At 63.5% G+C, this 16,429-nt stretch carries 17 protein-coding genes; 14 read left to right on the forward strand and 3 right to left on the reverse strand.

The window, feature by feature from the left end; all coding sequences use genetic code 11:
* The first annotated feature begins 51 nt into the window (after positions 1 to 51).
* From PO883_RS30090 to PO883_RS30110, 5 genes are all read left to right on the forward strand, one after another.
* Positions 52 to 891 carry an ABC transporter substrate-binding protein gene (locus PO883_RS30090; RefSeq protein WP_289313037.1) on the forward strand — a complete coding sequence of 280 codons (840 nt, stop codon included), beginning with the start codon at positions 52 to 54 and terminating at the stop codon, positions 889 to 891.
* 156 nt (positions 892 to 1,047) lie between these two features.
* The gene (locus PO883_RS30095) at positions 1,048 to 3,096 is read left to right on the forward strand and encodes an ATP-binding protein (RefSeq protein ID WP_289313038.1); all 2,049 of its coding nucleotides are present in this window, start codon (positions 1,048 to 1,050) and stop codon (positions 3,094 to 3,096) included.
* Positions 3,093 to 4,319: a response regulator gene (locus PO883_RS30100; protein ID WP_289313039.1), complete on the forward strand. Its 1,227-nt coding sequence runs from the start codon at positions 3,093 to 3,095 to the stop codon at positions 4,317 to 4,319. The genes PO883_RS30095 and PO883_RS30100 overlap by 4 nt, the downstream gene beginning before the upstream one ends.
* Entirely contained in the window at positions 4,309 to 5,544 is a 1,236-nt protein-coding gene (locus PO883_RS30105) for a hypothetical protein (protein WP_289313040.1), read from the forward strand. The genes PO883_RS30100 and PO883_RS30105 overlap by 11 nt, the downstream gene beginning before the upstream one ends.
* Entirely contained in the window at positions 5,495 to 6,235 is a 741-nt protein-coding gene (locus tag PO883_RS30110) for a 3'-5' exonuclease (protein ID WP_289313041.1), read from the forward strand. Before PO883_RS30105 ends, PO883_RS30110 begins: the two co-directional genes overlap by 50 nt.
* A 169-nt stretch (positions 6,236 to 6,404) precedes the next feature.
* Here PO883_RS30110 and PO883_RS30115 read toward each other — a convergent pair whose 3' ends face one another.
* Genes PO883_RS30115 through PO883_RS30125 form a run of 3 tightly spaced genes read right to left on the reverse strand, consistent with a single transcriptional unit; the run spans position 6,405 to position 7,768 of the window.
* Positions 6,405 to 7,004: a YdeI family protein gene (locus PO883_RS30115; RefSeq protein WP_289313042.1), complete on the reverse strand. Its 600-nt coding sequence runs from the start codon at positions 7,002 to 7,004 to the stop codon at positions 6,405 to 6,407.
* A 30-nt stretch (positions 7,005 to 7,034) separates the two neighbouring features.
* The gene (locus PO883_RS30120) at positions 7,035 to 7,445 is read right to left on the reverse strand and encodes an SRPBCC domain-containing protein (protein ID WP_289313043.1); all 411 of its coding nucleotides are present in this window, start codon (positions 7,443 to 7,445) and stop codon (positions 7,035 to 7,037) included.
* Complete coding sequence (locus PO883_RS30125; RefSeq protein WP_289313044.1) at positions 7,442 to 7,768, reverse strand: helix-turn-helix transcriptional regulator; 327 nt, start codon at positions 7,766 to 7,768, stop codon at positions 7,442 to 7,444. Before PO883_RS30125 ends, PO883_RS30120 begins: the two co-directional genes overlap by 4 nt.
* Positions 7,769 to 8,159: 391 nt before the next feature.
* Between PO883_RS30125 and PO883_RS30130 the strand changes: the two genes are divergently transcribed.
* The 9 genes from PO883_RS30130 (at position 8,160) to PO883_RS30170 (ending at position 15,949) form a co-directional block, all read left to right on the forward strand.
* A complete protein-coding gene (locus PO883_RS30130) occupies positions 8,160 to 9,341 on the forward strand; it encodes a type II secretion system F family protein (protein WP_289313045.1) in 1,182 nt (393 codons plus the stop codon).
* Between the two features lie 20 nt (positions 9,342 to 9,361).
* On the forward strand, positions 9,362 to 11,014 hold the full coding sequence (locus tag PO883_RS30135; RefSeq protein ID WP_373890119.1) for a GspE/PulE family protein: 1,653 nt from the start codon (positions 9,362 to 9,364) through the stop codon (positions 11,012 to 11,014).
* Positions 10,995 to 11,651, forward strand: a complete 657-nt coding sequence (locus PO883_RS30140) for a hypothetical protein (RefSeq protein WP_289313046.1) — start codon at positions 10,995 to 10,997, stop codon at positions 11,649 to 11,651. The genes PO883_RS30135 and PO883_RS30140 overlap by 20 nt, the downstream gene beginning before the upstream one ends.
* Positions 11,648 to 12,217 carry a hypothetical protein gene (locus PO883_RS30145; RefSeq protein WP_289313047.1) on the forward strand — a complete coding sequence of 190 codons (570 nt, stop codon included), beginning with the start codon at positions 11,648 to 11,650 and terminating at the stop codon, positions 12,215 to 12,217. Before PO883_RS30140 ends, PO883_RS30145 begins: the two co-directional genes overlap by 4 nt.
* 120 nt (positions 12,218 to 12,337) lie before the next feature.
* Positions 12,338 to 12,766, forward strand: a complete 429-nt coding sequence (locus tag PO883_RS30150; protein ID WP_289313048.1) for a GspMb/PilO family protein — start codon at positions 12,338 to 12,340, stop codon at positions 12,764 to 12,766.
* On the forward strand, positions 12,766 to 13,248 hold the full coding sequence (locus PO883_RS30155; protein WP_289313049.1) for a hypothetical protein: 483 nt from the start codon (positions 12,766 to 12,768) through the stop codon (positions 13,246 to 13,248). The genes PO883_RS30150 and PO883_RS30155 overlap by 1 nt, the downstream gene beginning before the upstream one ends.
* Positions 13,245 to 15,119: a secretin N-terminal domain-containing protein gene (locus PO883_RS30160; RefSeq protein ID WP_289313050.1), complete on the forward strand. Its 1,875-nt coding sequence runs from the start codon at positions 13,245 to 13,247 to the stop codon at positions 15,117 to 15,119. The genes PO883_RS30155 and PO883_RS30160 overlap by 4 nt, the downstream gene beginning before the upstream one ends.
* A 7-nt stretch (positions 15,120 to 15,126) precedes the next feature.
* A complete protein-coding gene (locus PO883_RS30165) occupies positions 15,127 to 15,591 on the forward strand; it encodes a type II secretion system protein (protein WP_289313064.1) in 465 nt (154 codons plus the stop codon).
* Positions 15,566 to 15,949, forward strand: coding sequence for a prepilin-type N-terminal cleavage/methylation domain-containing protein (locus PO883_RS30170; RefSeq protein ID WP_289313051.1), 384 nt, complete (start codon positions 15,566 to 15,568; stop codon positions 15,947 to 15,949). The genes PO883_RS30165 and PO883_RS30170 overlap by 26 nt, the downstream gene beginning before the upstream one ends.
* The last annotated feature ends 480 nt before the right edge of the window (positions 15,950 to 16,429 follow it).

Below are 16,429 nucleotides of genomic sequence, written 5' to 3' on the forward strand. Positions count from 1 at the left end.
GGTCACGCCGCGCTCACCTTGTAAATAATTTGTTAGCGCGCGACAACGGATATGCTCTCGCGTCACAATTCGGCGGTACACTGGTTTCATTCGATTGAGGGGGGCAAGATGAAATGCATAGGCTCGCTGCTGCTGGTCTGCGGCGCCCTTGCCGGGCCGCCTCAGCCGGCGCGCGCCGAAACGCCGACGCTGCACCTTGCTAGCCTGGAATGGTTGCCTTACGTCGGCCGCGGTCTTCCCGATGGCGGCCTGTCCGGGGCAGTGGCCAAGGCAGTCGCTGCGCGCTTCGGTTATGGCATCAGGATCGACTACTTTCCCTGGAAGCGCGCCATGCAGGCCGGCGGCAGCGATCCCGATTTCGTCGGCTACTTCCCCGCCTATCATACGGCTGAACGGGCCCGCCAATGTCATTTTTCCACTCCGATGGGGAAGAGCACAGTGGGCCTGGCGATGCTGGCCGAGGCCCCCCTGCGCTGGCGCGTGCTGGACGATTTGGCGGGCAACAAGCTTGGTGTGGTCCTGGGCTACTCGAACGGCGACGCGTTCGACCAGATGGTCAAGAGCGGCAAGTTGTCGGTCGACGCATCGGAGAGCGACATCATCAACTTGAGGAAGCTGCTGGCCGGCCGGATTCACGCGGTGGTGATCGACAAAGCTGTGCTGCGCTATCTTCTCGCGTCCGATCCCACGTTGAGCAAGGAACGCACACAGTTGGTGTTCGACGAGCGTCCCCTTGCCGAACTGACCTTGCACGTATGCTTCCAGCGCACGCCGCTGGGCCTGAAACTAAAGCAATCCTACGACGCCGCCCTGCTGCAAACCGATATTGCGAAAATCGAGAATGGGTATTTTGACCAGCTCGGCCGCAGCTTGGGTGCGGTACGCCGCTAGCCACCACGCCCTTATCGAAAGTTTGCCTTGAAGCTGCGTTTTGCAATCGTACTGGCAGTCGCGGTCGGACTGTTAGTCCCCGCCTCGATCAATGTTTACAGCAATCGCAACCGTGAGCACGCAATGATGACCCGCTGGAAATTCGAGCATCGCCACGTGACTGACATTCTGGCGCTGGGCATGCAGGAACCCCTGTGGAACGTCAATGCCGATTCTGGCCGCCCCTTGCTCGCTTCGCTATTCATGGATGAGCGCATCGTCTCCATCAAGGTACGCGACAAGAAGACCGGCGATTTCTTGTGGAAAGAGTATCCGGCGCGCCGGCACGGACGCAGCGCCCACGTGATACGCACAGTCTCGCGCGACGGCATGGTGATCGGCAATGTTGACCTGGAAATGGCCGGCGGCCTGATCGACGACGAGATCGCGGACGAGCGGCGCCACTTTGCGCTGACGGTGGGCGGTGCCCTCTTGCTGTCGATGATCATGATCGTCGCCCTGCTGCAGCGCCGCCTGCTGGCCCCGATCAAACGCCTGATGCAGGAGTCGGCGCGGCTGGCCCAAGGCGATTTCTCGCTTCCTTTCGTCTGGCGAAGGGACGATGAACTCGGCGCCCTGGGGCGTAGCGTGGAGCATACGCGGCAGGCGCTGCAAGCCTATTTCGTTCAAATCGAGGCAAAGAACATCGCCCTCAAGGAAGAGATCGAATACCACACGCGCGCCGAACTTGAACTCCAGCGCCACCGCGAGCACCTCGAGGAACTGGTCCGTGATCGCACGGCGCAGTTGCAAATTGCCAAAGAGCAGGCCGAGTTCGCCAACAGCGCGAAGAGTACCTTCCTGGCGAGCATGACGCACGAGCTGCGCACGCCGCTCAATGCAATCCTGGGCTATGCCCAGATCCTGAAACGGAACAAGGCGCTCGACGAACGCCAGGCTGCCGGATTGAACACCATCGAGCAAAGCGGCGAACACTTGCTCATGCTCATTACTGATTTGCTCGACCTCGCCAAGATCGAGTCCGGCAAGTTTGAACTCCTGCTCGCCGCGGTCGATCTGACCGCCTTCATCGCCGGCGCCACGCGAATTATCCAGGTGCGCGCCGAGCAGAAAGGCCTGTCCTTCGAGGTGTCCGCCCCTGACCATTTGCCGCTCGTACTACTCGACGAAAAGCGTGTGCTCCAGATCCTGCTTAACCTGCTGGGCAATGCGATCAAATTTACCGATCAGGGTCAGGTAAGCCTTCGCGTGACGAGCCCCGGCCCGGCCGGCGCCAATGGACGTCTGACGCTGTGCTTTGAAGTGAGCGACAGCGGCGTGGGCATGTCCGCCGACCAGCTCGATAGCATTTTCCAGCCTTTCGAACAGGTCGGCGAGGCGCAACGCCGGCTCGGCGGTACCGGCCTCGGCCTGGCGATCAGCCGGCAACTGGCGCGCATGATGGGAAGCGAGATCGAGGTCGCCAGCGCCGCGGGCATGGGCAGCCGTTTCTGGTTCACCCTGGAAGTTGAACCGGCCGCCGCGGCGGCGGCGCCGCCGGCGGCCGAGCGCGACGTCATCGGCTACCTGGGCGAGCGCAAGACCATACTGATTGTCGACGACGTCGCGGCCAACCGGAATATGCTGGGCGACCTGCTGACCAGCATGGGCTTTGGCATCGAGTTCGCCTGTAATGGCCAGGAAGCGCTCGACAGCGTGCGCGCGCGCCCTCCGCATGCCGTTCTGATGGACATCGTCATGCCCGTGATGGACGGCATCGAGGCGACCTTGCAGATTCGCCGGCTGGCGGGTGGGGCGGCGCTGCCGATCATTGCCATTTCGGCCAGCGTCACCGAGGCAGACCAGGACAACAGCCGGGTCGCCGGCGTCGACGCCTTCATGACCAAGCCGGTGCATCAGAATGGCTTGCTGGAGACCTTGGGCCGCCTGCTCGGGGCGACGCTCTGTTATGAAGAGGAAGCCGTGACAACGGACAGCGCCGCCGTCGCAAGCGAGCTGACGCCGCCCCCCCGCGCCCAGCTGCAGCAGCTGTCCCGTCTGGCGCGCGAGGGCGACATGCGTGCCATCCGCGAATTGGCCGACGAAATCGAAAGTGCCGATATGCGGCATGCTGCATTCGCCCGGACCTTGCGCCAATTGGCCAGGGAATACCAGTCCAAAGCGCTGGTCGAACTGGCTCTGCACTACGTGGAAAATGACGCATGAAGCATGAAAGACAGACCATCCTCATCGTTGACGATGTTCCCGCCAATATCGGCGTGCTCGTCGAGTTCCTCGAAGAGAAACAATTCCGGGTGCTGGTCGCCCGCGATGGCGAAGAAGGGCTGGAGCGCTGCCGCCTGGTTCAGCCGGACCTGGTCTTGCTTGACGTGATGATGCCCGGCATCGATGGCCTGGAGACTTGCCGCAGGCTGAAGCAGGACAGCGAGACGGCCCGGATTCCCGTTATCTTCATGACCGCCATGACCGACAGCGACAACGTGGTGGCAGCCTTCGAGGCGGGAGGTGTCGACTACGTGACCAAGCCGATCCGCCTCACGGAAGTGCTGGCGCGCATCAACACACACCTGGCCCTGCGCGAGATGCACAGGCAGCTCTCGGCCCAGAACGCGCTGCTGCAAGAAACCAACGATCGCCTTCTCCAGGCCGAAAAGATGGCGGCGATCGGACAGCTCGCCGCTGGCGTCGCTCACGAGATCAACAACCCGATCGGCTTCGTCAACTGCAACTTGGGGAGCCTGCAAACCTACGTCACGACCTTGTTCGGCGTGATCGACGACTTCCAGCAAGCGGCCAGCGCCACGCATGCGGTCGCGGCGCGCATGGCGGAACTGAACGAAGCGGCCGAGGTCGACTTCATCCGCCACGATTTCGCGACACTGATGAGCGAGTCGCGCGACGGCCTGCAGCGCGTGAAAGACATTGTCCAGTCGCTCAAGGACTTCTCGCACGCCGACAATGCCGACACCACCTTCGCCGACTTGCATCAGGGCCTGGACAGCACCCTGCGCATTGTCAGCAGCGAGATCAAGAACAAGGCCGACGTCGTCAAGGAGTACGGCGACTTGCCCCCCGTCGAGTGCATCGCCTCCCAGCTCAACCAGGTTTTCATGAACCTGCTCGTCAATGCCGCCCATGCGATCGCCGACAGGGGCGTGATCACGATACGCACCGGCCGGGCCGGGCAATGGATTTGGATCGAAATCGGCGACACCGGCGCCGGCATGGACGCCGAGACCATCCATCGCATTTTCGACCCCTTCTTTACGACCAAGCCCATCGGCATCGGAACCGGCCTGGGCCTGTCGGTCTCGTACGGGATCGTGAAAAGCCACGGCGGCCGCATCGACGTCCACAGCGAACCGGGCAAGGGCAGCCGATTCACCGTTCATCTTCCTATCCAGCGAGAGCCTCCGCATGAGCCATAGCACCACAGCGCACCTGACACTCCCGCCGCTACGCACACTGCGCAACTATCTGTGCGGCGGCCTGCTGCTCGCCGGCACCGGCTTCGCCGGCGCCGCTGATACGCCGGCGTCGCCACTCGATATCGGAGGAGCGGTACGCTTCAACTACGTCTACAAGAGCTGGCAGCCCGAGCATCCGCACGGATTCGTCGGCCTCGATACAGTGCGCCTGGACGTGAAATACGACGACGGATACCTGATCGGGTCCGCCCAATATCGCTACAACCGCTTTCCTGCCGGCCAGGGTGGGTACACCAATCATTTCCTGCATCATGGCTGGGCGGGAGTGCGCTCTGGCGACAAGAGCGAATTGCACGTCGGTCTCGACAAGCTGCCGTTCGGCCTGCTCCCCTTCGCTTCCAACAACTTCTTCGAATCGATCGCCTACTATCTCGGCTACGAGGATACTTACAACTTGGGGCTCAACTATGCGTGGCGCAGCGGCCCGGTGGAATGGCGACTCGCCTACTTTCCACGCGATGGCGGCGCGTACGGTGGAGGCGGTAACACCGCGCGCGCCTCGAACCGGTATTCCTTCAACATCGTGCCGGACGATGACAAGCAAGGTTACGGGACGGGACAAGGTGACCTCGAGCGCGACACCCTGGTCGCGCGCGCGGCCTGGCAGGTGGGGGGGCAGGCGAACACAGAACTTGGCCTTTCCATCCTGAGCGGCGCGATCCGCAGCAATACCGGTGCCCGGAGCCGGCGCAGCGCGGCAGCGATTCATGCCAAAGGCAGTCATGGGCCGTGGACGCTGATGGCCGAGGCGCTGTATTACAACAATGCCACGCGGCACCTGCCTGGAGAGACGTTCGGAGGGCTTGACCCGAACAGCTTTGTGATGCTGGGTGCCTTCGGCTACCCGTATCCGGTGGCAGCGAAGGGGATTGTGTACGTAACCAACGTGAGTTACGACATCGCCGGCAGCGTGGGCCCGTTCACCGGCTTCAAACTCTATAACGACTATAGCGCACTGAAGAAGAAGAGCGGCGGCTTCAAGGGCTCGCTGCAAAATGTGACTGGGCTGAGTTTTTCCTCAGGTAAATGGTTCTTCTATGCCGACTTCATGCTCGCGAAGCACCAGCCATATATGTCGGCAGATTTTGGCGGATTTGCGGCAGCGTCGCCGCTTCATGACAGCTTTTCGCATCGCATCAATCTTCAAGCGGGGTATTACTTCTGATCGCTTCCCTGGCAACAAGCTGCGGTTCGGCGAGGTGCGTAGCGGTTTCCGGGACCAGGCAAAAAGGCGTGCAAGCGAACGTGCTGGCGTTGGAATCGATGGGACGGCTTTTTCTGTGTGCGCTTTGACGGTTCATACTTTAATCGATAGGGGATTTGTGACTTGCATCATTGTCGATTTCGAGGCGACCTGCTGCAACGAAGGGCAGGTTGCGAGAGATGAAATGGAGATCATCGAGATCGGTGCGGTTGCTTTGTACGGCGATGGCCCCTCCACGTATGGACAGTTCCAGGCGTTCGTCAAACCAGTTCGCCACGCGCAACTGACTGCCTTTTGCAAGCAGCTGACAAACATCTCGCAGCAAAAGGTCGACAGCGCCGATTCCTTTGGCGCGGTGATGGGGCGCTTCTCCACGTGGATAGATTCATTCGATAATCCGATTTTTTGCAGTTGGGGCGACTACGACAAGCACCAGTTGCGGCAAGACTGCGGGTACCATGAAATTCGCTATCCGTTTAGCGAGGATCACATCAACATCAAGAAGCGTTTCGCCGACAACTTGAGCATGCGAAAGCCGTGTGGACTCGAGCAGGCGCTCGCCAAAGTTGGTCTTGAGTTTGAAGGCCAGCCGCACCGGGGCATCGACGATGCGCGCAACATGGCCAATCTTTCGCCGTATTTATTCTTTTGATTCCGCAGCCACAGCAGTCGTCGGCGACGGTCGTCAGATTGTTGAAGGACACCAAATTGTATAAAGGGATCCAATGGCAACTGGTTTGACCAGGCACTCGCCCCGCGGCCGGGTTGTCGATCTCGCGCTGAAAAATCCCTGGTAACACGGGCCGTGGCGAGCGCATCGCTTACCGGTCGTTCAGTCCCATGCCATCGAGGATCAGCGGGATACAGTTTTCCACCCGTGACGCTCGAGTTTTAGACTGCTTGGCGCCGGCAAAATGAAGCAGGTAGGCGCGTTGGCGGCCGGGTGTCAATGCGTCGAAGGCAGTCCTGAGCGCTGGCAGCTGGGCCAGCCTGACTTGAAACTCTTCCGGCGTCGGAAACTCGGACGTCTCCCTCAAGGCGACCTTCAGGCCCGCGCGTTCCACCTCGATCGCATCGAGGATGCAGGCCGTCAAGGCCTTGCGCTGCCGCGTGATCTGCGCAAGGCCGGTGAACCTGGCCTGGCGCGCGGACTGCACGTTCTCGGTCTGCATGACCAGCATGCCCTTGGGATCGGCGAGCAGCGCGCCCTTGAAGAACAGAAGGGCGCAGTATTCCTTGAAGCCGTGGATGAGGACGATATTCTTGCCCTCATGCGCGTAGCAGGGCTGGCCCCACTTCAATTCCTCCGTCAGGCCGCAGCCGAGCGCGATCGAGCGCAATAGCGCGAACTCGTCGCGCCAGCTGGGCGCCCCTTGCAGCATCGCGTCGACCTTCGGATTGGTGCCGGTTTCTTGATTCATCGCCGACTTCCTCCTCGTCTCTCCGGTTAATCAGTCTTCCCTGGACAGCACATTCTCCAGTTCCGCCATGAACTTCGGCCAGCCGTATTGCGCACCGAGGTAGGCCTGCTCCTGCTCCGGACGGAAGCCGCTCTGTTCCATGCGCAAATGCGTTCCGCTGTCCGTGGGGCGCAGCGTCCAGGTCACCACGCTTTCCAGTCCCATGGCGGACCAGCTGTACGACAGGGAACTGTTTGCTTCGATGACGATGACTTCGCACGCCACCGAACCCCAGTCCGCGTTGAAACTGAAGCGGTGACCGGGCACGGGGGCGAAATCGCTCTTCATCAGCCAGGCTTCGATCAGGTGCGGCTGGGTGAGCGCGCGCCAGATCTTTTCGGCCGGGTGCGGAAAGTCGCGTTCAACGACAACGGTGCGGGTATGGGGCGAGGCGTCGTTCATTGGTCCATCCTTTTCAAAAGGTCATCGAGAGAGTCAAAGCGGTTTTCCCAGAAAGCCGTCATCTGGGCCGTCCAGTCCAGCAAGGGAGCCAGTGCCTGCGGCTGTGCGCTGAAGTGCGTCTGGCGTCCTGCGGGCCGGTCGCGGACCAGGCCTGCTTCTTTCAGATTCTTCAGGTGCTTCGACACGGCCGGCTGGGAGATCCCCGCCTGCGCCGTCAGTGCACCGACGGTCAGCTCGCCGTCCCGGCACAGCCTCTCGAAGATGGCCCTGCGGGTCGGATCCGCTAGCGTTCTGAACAGCACCTCACGCACATTATTTTGCATACAGAATCCATAACTAGTTGGCTATGGGTTTAATTATAGCCACGTGGTTATGAATGGGTCAAGCGGTGGTATTTTTCTGCTTCCGTAACGTCAACAACGCCCTCCCGTCGCGTTCATCTGGCACGAGTATGGACGATATTGCAATAAAAAATTGTGGATGTCGTGTCTTTAAAGTCACATATCCAAATGACATTAACAGTAGTAAAATGCGAATTGGTCAGGCCTCACACTAACTGGTATGGCCGATTATGTCCTGGTGGGCGTGCACTTTGATAGAGTGGCAAACCACCGCCTGTTCGACCGGGAATTTTTGAAAGCAGGGGCAGCATGAATTCAATTCCACGCCGGCAGTTGCGCGGCCTTGTCGCCGGCGTCACGCGCTGATCCGCCCGTGCGCTTCGCGATTCGTGCTGTAGGGCCCGACAACCGGGTCCAGATGCTGGAACTGGACGCCAGCGATGCCAGCGCGGCATCGCGCGCCGCCGTCGAACGGCGCCTGACCGTCCTCGAAGTGCGGCCGGTGGCGGTCAGCGCCCAGCGTCGCGGCAAAACCTTTTCCCTCGTGCTGTTCACCCAGGAGCTGCTTGCCCTGCTCGAAGCGGGCCTGGGCCTGGTCGAAAGCCTGGAAGCGCTCAGCGAAAAGGAGTCCCACACCGATACCGGCGCACTGCTGGCCCGCCTGCTGGCGCGCATGCGCGACGGCCTGCGCTTTTCGGTGGCGGTTGCGGCCGAACCGGCATCGTTCCCGCCGCTGTTCGGCGGCATCGTCAAGGCGGCCGAGCGCACCAGCGACCTGCCGCGGGCGCTGACCCGCTATATCGAATACCAGGTGCGCGTCGATGGCGTGCGTAACCGCCTGGTCAGCGCCTCCATTTACCCGGTAATCCTGCTCACGGTCGGCAGCGCCGTCAGCATGTTCCTGCTCGGGTACGTGGTGCCCAAATTCTCGGCAGTCTACCAGGGCAGCGGGCGCGAACTGCCGATGCTGTCGCAGTGGCTGATCAAGTGGGGCGCCGCCGTCGCCGGCCATGGCATGGCGATCATGCTCACCATGGCCGGCATCGGCGCGGGGCTGTTCATCTGGCTGCGCCGCCTGCACCGTTCGGGCGAGTTGATGCGCCTGTTCTCGCGCCTGCCGGGCGTATCGCAGCGCATGCACATCCTGGAGCTGGCGCGCCTGTACCTCACCCTCGGCATGCTGCTCGAAGGCGGCATCGCCGTGGTGTCGGCGCTGGAGATGGTCAGCGGGGCCATTTCGCCGGCGCGGCGCGGCGCGCTCGCGGCGGCGCGCCACGCCATCGCGCAGGGCGGCAGCTTTTCCGAGTCGCTCGAACAGAACGGCCTGACCACGCCGATCGCGCTGCGCATGCTGCGCGTGGGCGAACGCTCCGGCCAACTGGGGCTGATGCTCACGCGCGCCGCGCTGTTCTACGACGCCGAGACCACGCTGTGGATCGAAAAATTCAGCAAGACCTTCGAGCCGGTACTGATGGCGGCCATCGGCGTCGTCATCGGCGCGATCGTGGTGCTGCTGTACATGCCGATTTTCGACCTGGCAGGTACCCTGCAATGAACCCGATGGAGATGGCGCCCATGATGGAGTCCCTGCGCACGGCGCATCACAACGCGCAACGCTCGGGCCGCGCCTTTTTCGCCGAACTCGAAGCGCTGACGCAGTCCGAACCGCGCCTGCTGCTGGCCCAGGCGGCCGACGCGTTTCGCCTGCCCGCCATCGACATGGCCGCCATGCTGGCCTGCGCGCCGCTGTTCGAGCGCTTGCCGCTGGCGCGCGCCCAGCAGCGCCAGTGCGTGCTGCTGCGCGACGCCGGCGGCCTGTGCGCGGTGCTGTGCGATCCGTACGCGCAAGACCTGCAGGTGTGGGTCGAAACGCTGGCCGGGGCTCCGGTGCGCTGGCGCCTGGCGCTGCCGGCCGACCTGCACGCCTACCTGTCCAAGCAGGAGGAAACGGTACGCTCGGTCGACTCGCTGGTGACCGGCGAGGCAGGCGAGGGCGATTCCGCGCGCCTGATGGAGAGCCTGAGCTACGCCTCGCTCGGCGACGCCGGCAGCCCCGCCGTCAAGCTGGTCAACTCCACCCTGTACGATGCGCTCAAATCCGGCGTCTCGGACATCCACTTCGAGAGCACGCCTGGCGGCATGCTGACCAAATACCGCATCGACGGCGTGCTCGATCAGGCTGCGCAGGTGGCCGGCGGCGCGCTTGCGGAGCAAGCCATCTCGCGCATCAAGGTGCTGGCCGAACTCGATATCGCCGAACGCCGCGTGCCGCAGGACGGCAGCTTCCGGGTCGAGGCGCATGGCCGCGAAATCGACCTGCGCGTCTCGATCATGCCGAGCGTGCACGGCGAAGACGCCGTCATCCGCATTCTCGACAAGCAGTCGATGATCAGCGCGCACGGCACGCTGACGCTCGATTCGCCGGGTTTCGCGGCCGACCACCTGGCCACCATGCGGCGCATGGTCTCGGAACCGTACGGCATGGTGCTGGTGACTGGGCCGACCGGTTCGGGCAAGACCACCACCCTGTACGGCGCCATCACCGAAATCAACAGCGGCCACGAAAAAATCATCACCATCGAAGACCCGGTCGAGTATCAGCTGCCCGGCATCTTGCAGATTCCCGTCAACGACAAGAAGGGCCTGTCGTTCGCGCGCGGGCTGCGCTCAATCCTGCGGCACGACCCTGACATCATCATGGTCGGCGAGATCCGCGACAAGGAAACCGGCGAGATCGCGGTGCAGTCGGCCCTCACTGGCCACCTGGTGCTCTCCACCGTCCACGCCAACAATGTGTTCGACGTGTTCGGCCGCTTTGCCCACATGGGGATCGACCCGTATTCGTTTGTGTCGGCCTTGAACGGCGTGATCGCGCAACGCCTGGTGCGCCTGTCGTGCCGCCAGTGCAGCGCGCCCTATACGCCGGACGCCGAGGAACTGCTGCGCAGCGGCCTGACGCGCGCGTCCGTCTCGCACTACAACTTCCGGCGCGGCGTTGGCTGCGGCGAATGCCGTGGGACCGGCTACAAGGGGCGGCGCGCGGTGGCCGAAATCCTGATTCTCGACGATGCGCTGGCCGAACTGGTGATCGAACGGCGCCCGCTGCGCCAGATCAAGGAACTGGCGCGCGCCGGCGGCATGCGCAGCTTGTTCGACGATGCGCTGGCACTGGTGGCCAGCGGTGAAACCACTCTGGAGGAAGTAAAACGTGTCACGCTGGCAGGCTGAAAACATCGGCGTCGATATCGGCGCCCACACCATTGCGCTACGGCGCGGCGCGCAACGCGGCACGCTCAAGGCGGCTGGCGGCGACTGGGCCGCGATGAAAGCCGAGCTGGCACAATTGCTGCCGGCGCGCGCGCGCCTGTCGGTGCGCGTGGCCGATTGCTGGAGCCGCACCTTCTTGCTGGAAGCGCCGGCCGGCATTTCCGGCCTGCGCGATTGCCGCCTGCTGCTCGACGCCCGCTTCGAAACCTTGTACGGGCAGGGGCCAGCCGACTGGCTCCTGCAAGCCGACTGGCAGGCCGACGCGCCGATGCTGGCCTGTGCGATTCCGCGCAGCCTGCGCCAGGCGCTGGCCGGCTTTTCGCTGGCGCGCGTGCTGCCGGCGCTGCTGCAGGACTGGAACCGCCACTGCGCGGCGCTGCCCGCCGATGGCGTGTGGTGCGCCGCTGCCGACGGCGTGGTCAACCTGCTGGTCTGGCGCGCAGCGCGGTTGCAACTGGTGCGCCAGCAGCCGGGCCAGGACGTCGACGGATTGCTGGCGCTGGAACTGGCGCGCCTCGGTACGTCCATGCCGGCCCGGCGCTTCTGGTCCGGCCCCGCCATGCCAGCCGGCTGGACCCGGCTGGAGGTGGCCGCATGAAGCCGATGATGATCGATTTTGCCGACCGGCGCAGCGTGTGGCGCTGGGACTGGCGCATGCGCGGCACCCAACTGGGCATCGCTTTCACGCTGCTGGCGTGCGTTCTTGGCTTTCTTGCCGTTGAACGCGCGCTGCAGGTGCGGCGCGGCCTGGAACAGGCGCGGGTGGCGCAAGCCGCGCGCCTGGACGCCAGCGAGCAGCGCGCGCGCTCCGAGCGCAGCCGCATGCAGCCGCTGGCCGAAGAAGCGCAGCTGCTGCGCCAGTCGATGCTGCAGCGCGCGCAGCCCTGGGAAGACATTTTCCGCGCTTTTGAACGGGTGCCGCAGGCGCACCTGCAATCGTTCGAGCCGGATCTGGCGCGTGGTGTCGTGAAGGTCCAGGCCAATATGGCCGACGTGCCGGCGCTGCAGGACTACTTGCGCACGCTGCGGGGCAGCCCGGTGTTTGCGCGTCTGAGCCTGATGCGTCACGAAGCGGCGGCCGAAGGCGGCGTCAACTTTCATTACGAAGCGCAGCTGGCGGCGCCTTACCGCCTGCCAGATGCCGAGCCGCGGAGCGCCCCATGACGCAGTTGAACGCAATGCGATGGCGCCTTGAGATACTGGCGGTGCGCCATGGGCTGTGGATGCTGCCCGGCGTCGTCCTGCTGCTGGGCGCACTGCTGGCCTCGCGCAAGGTGGCTCCCGGTGCAGGAAGCCACCTTGCGCGAGGCCCTGTCGGTGCAGGCGAGCGAACAACCGCGCATACAGGCAGCGCAGGCAAGCGCGCCGCATAGCGCGTCGCATAGCGCGCCGCACGGCGCACTGCCACCGGCGGCGCGTGCCGATGCGGCGGTGCAGCGCCTGTTCGTCCTCGCGGCGGAAAATGGACTGACGATCGCGCAGGCCGATTACCGACGCCAGGAAACGGGCCGCGTCGGCCGCTGGCAAGTGCAGATGCCGGCGACCGGCACCTATCCGCAGGTGCGCCGTTTCCTGCGCACGGCCCAGGCCATTCCAGGCCTGTCGCTCGACGAACTGGGCATCCACCGCGCCGCCACCGGCGCCGGTGTCGAGGCGCGCCTGCTGTTTTCAGTGTGGTTCACGGCGGAAGCGCCGGCGGAAAGGGCGCCGTGATGTCGACCCGATTGAAGATCATGCTGGCGGTGATGCTGGCCGTCGGCCTGCTGATGCTGTTCGACAGCGCGCCCGAACCCGAGGTGGTCGGCGTGAGCGAAGGTCCGCGCCGCCCGCAAACGGCGCTGGCCTTGGCGGCGCCGGTGCGTGCGCCGCCCGTCATCGCCGATCCGTCCGACCCGGTGCCAGACCTGTTTGCCGTCGGCCCTGTGGAGGCGGCGGCGCAAGGCAAGGAAAGCGCGGCGGCGGATGCGGCGGACGCGGTTGAGAAGCCTACGGCACCGTTCGTGTTGCTCGGTTTCAAGGTGGAAGACGGCGTGCGCGAAGCCTATTTGCTGCGCAACGACGCCGTGCTGCTGGCGCGCGCAGGCACCGTGCTCGAAAAACGTTATCGCGTGCTGGCCCTGCGCCAGGAGTCGGTGAACATTCAGGATCAACAAACCGGCAAGGAACACCGGATCAGTTTCGGGACAGAAGAATGAGAAAAATCGCACGCAATGTGGCATTCGTTTGCAGCCTGGCCGGCCTGGCCGCGTGCGCGACCGGACCGCAGCCCACCCCGCCGGAAATCCGCGCCTTGCTCGATGCCGGCAAGCTGGAAGAGGGCATGGCGCGGCTGGAGCAGGTGCTGGCCGCCACGCCGGGGCATATCGAAGCGCGCGTCCTGCTGGCCAACGCGCGCATCCAACTGGCCAACCAGGTGCTGGCGCAGGCCGCGCAGGACGTGGCACGCGGATCGTGGGATGCGGCGCAGGAGGGTTACCGCCGCGCCGCAGCCCTGGGCGCGGTGGACCAGTCCATGATCGGCATGCGCAGCCTGGCCGCGGCGCAAACGCAGGCGCAGGCGCTCGCCGGCGCGGAGCAGCTGCTTGCCGCCGGCAAGCGCGAGGAAGCCGGCGAGGCTTTGCGTGCACTGCTGGCCAAGCACCCCAAGAACCAGCGCGCGGGCAAACTGCTGCAAGCCCTGCGCGAGCGCGCGGAGACGGTACCGGGCAGCACGGTGCTGGGCAAGGCGTTCCAGAGGCGACTGAGCCTGCGCTTCCACGACGCGCCGCTGCGCGCGGTGCTCGAATCGATGTCGCGTACCTCGGGCATCAGCTTCACGCTCGACAAGGACGTGCCGGCCGACCTGCGTGTCACGCTCAACCTGCAGGACACGACCATCGAACAGGCGCTGCGCAATCTCTTGATGAGCGTGCAGATGGAGCAGCGCATCGTCGACGAACACACCGTGCTGCTGTATCCGAACGACGCGGCCAAGCAGCGCGAATACCAGAAGCTGACGATCCGCAGCTTCCGCATCGCCAACGCCGAAGCGAAGACCGTGGCCAACAGCCTGCGCACCTTGCTCAAGACGCGCGACCTGGTGGTGGACGAAAAGCTCAACATGCTGGTGCTGCGCGATACGCCCGAGACGATCCTGATGGCGGCCAAGCTGGTGGCCCTGCATGACGTGGCCGAACCGGAGGTGATGCTGGAGGTCGAGATCCTGGAAGTGCAGCGCAGCGACCTCGAATCGCTGGGCGTGAAGTGGCCGGGCAACGTGAGCCTGACTCCGCTCGGCGCATCGACGGTGATGTACGACGGCAGCGTCACCACCAACCCGTTCACCCTCAACGACCTGAAAAACCTGAACTCGCGCGGCTTGCTGGCCAGCGTCGACCCGATGCGGCTGTCGGCGTCGGTCAACCGCGATAACGTCAGCGTGCTGGCCAATCCGCGCATCCGCATCAAGAGCCGTGAAAAGGCGCTGATCCGGGTCGGCGAGCGGGTGCCAAGCGTGTCGGCCAACGTCACCTCGACCGGCGTGACCTCGCAGTCGGTCAATTACCTTGATGTGGGACTCAAGCTCGAAGCCGAGCCGATTGTGTACATGGATGATGAAGTGTCGATCAAGCTCAATCTGGAAGTGAGCAGCATCCTCGGCACGATTTTCGACAGCAACGACCAGCCGTACGGCTACCGCATCGGCGCGCGCAATGCCAGCACGGTGCTGCGCCTGCGCGACGGCGAAAACCAGGTGCTGGCTGGCCTGATCAGCGATAACGACAAGCGTTCGTCGAGCGCCATCCCCGGCCTGGGCGAACTGCCGATGCTCGACCGCCTGTTCGGCAGCAAGGGCCGGGAGCGCACCAAGACCGAGATCGTCCTGTCGATCACGCCGCGCGTGCTGCGCAACCAGGCGCGCGGCGCCGGGGGCGAGGTGGAGTTCGATGCCGGTACGGATGGCAGTCTGCGCGGGCAGGGCGGCCATGCGGGCCAGCCCGGCCCGGCGGTGCCGCAGGAGCCAGCGCCGCCGGTGCCGGTGCCAGCACCGGCCAGTCCGCTGCTGCCTGAACGGAGCGGCGGCTGACATGCGCATGCGCGGCTTTACGCTCATCGAGCTGATGGTGACGCTGGCCATCGTGGCGCTGTTGTCCACCATCGCTTTGCCATTGGCGCAGGTGGCGGTGCAGCGCCAGAAAGAGCAGGAGCTGCGTTTGGCCTTGCGCGACATCCGCACCGCGCTCGATGAGTACAAGCGCGCGGCCGGCGAGGGCCGTATCGCCAGCCTGCTCGATGGCAGCGGCTATCCGCCCAACCTGCAGGCGCTGGTCGACGGCGTGCCTGACCAGCGCAGCGCCAAGGCGCGCAAGGTGTTCTTTCTGCGCGCGCTGCCGCGCGATCCGTTCCATAGCGATCCCTCCGCGCCGGCCGAACAGACCTGGCGCCTGCGCTCCTACCAGAGCGACCCGGCCGACCCCAAGCCGGGCGAGGATGTCTACGATGTGCACTCCAATTCTGAACAGGTGGGCCTCAATGGCATTGCGTACCGGCGCTGGTAAGCGCGGCTTCACGCTGATTGAACTGCTGGTGGTGCTGGCGATCCTGGCGCTGCTGCTGACGATCGCCGCGCCGCGTTTTTTTCGCAGTATCGACCAGTCGAAAGAGACGGTCCTCAAGGAGAACCTGCACATCACGCGCGAGGTGATCGACAAATTCTATGGCGATAACGGGCGCTATCCGCATACGCTCGGCGAACTGGTAGAGCGCAAATACCTGCGCACCCTGCCGCTCGATCCACTGACCGAAAGTACCTCCACTTGGATTCTTGTCGCGCCCGATAGCGGCGCCGGTGTCTATAACCTCTACAGCGGCGCCCTCGGCAACGCGCGCGATGGCATGCCTTTCAGCCGTCTCTGAGCAAGCGCTTCATCGCTCCTCGTGTGGTCAGGCCAAATCTGGTATTAGCATAGAATAATTCCACAAAAATTAAATTTGGACTGACCTCATTTACTTGTGGATCGACCAATATCGACAAAAGGTCATGCCAAATGTTGTTTTTTGATCTTGTATTTTACATTTTTAATCAGCATGAGGTCTTGTCGATATTGAAATATCACCACATTCGCTCACTTTGCGTTAAAAATCATCTTTTGACGACGTTGATATATTTTAACTGCATTTACTTAGGCGTTAATCGAAAAATGAAGTCAGTTGCTGTGACATTCTCACCTTGCGGCAATCCGCATCTGGCGCGGCATCGGGGAATCGGTATCTTAGTAATGCTTTTGATCATTTAACACGATGTTGACATGGCAACGTAAAAACAAGCATCCTCACAGCAGACCAAGCGAACGTTGATTTATTTGTATCGCGGCCGACCCGCAGGACGCATTTACC

Source organism: Massilia sp. DJPM01, from assembly GCF_030348125.1.
In the GTDB taxonomy this organism is placed as follows: Bacteria; Pseudomonadota; Gammaproteobacteria; order Burkholderiales; family Burkholderiaceae_D; genus Telluria_A; species Telluria_A frigida.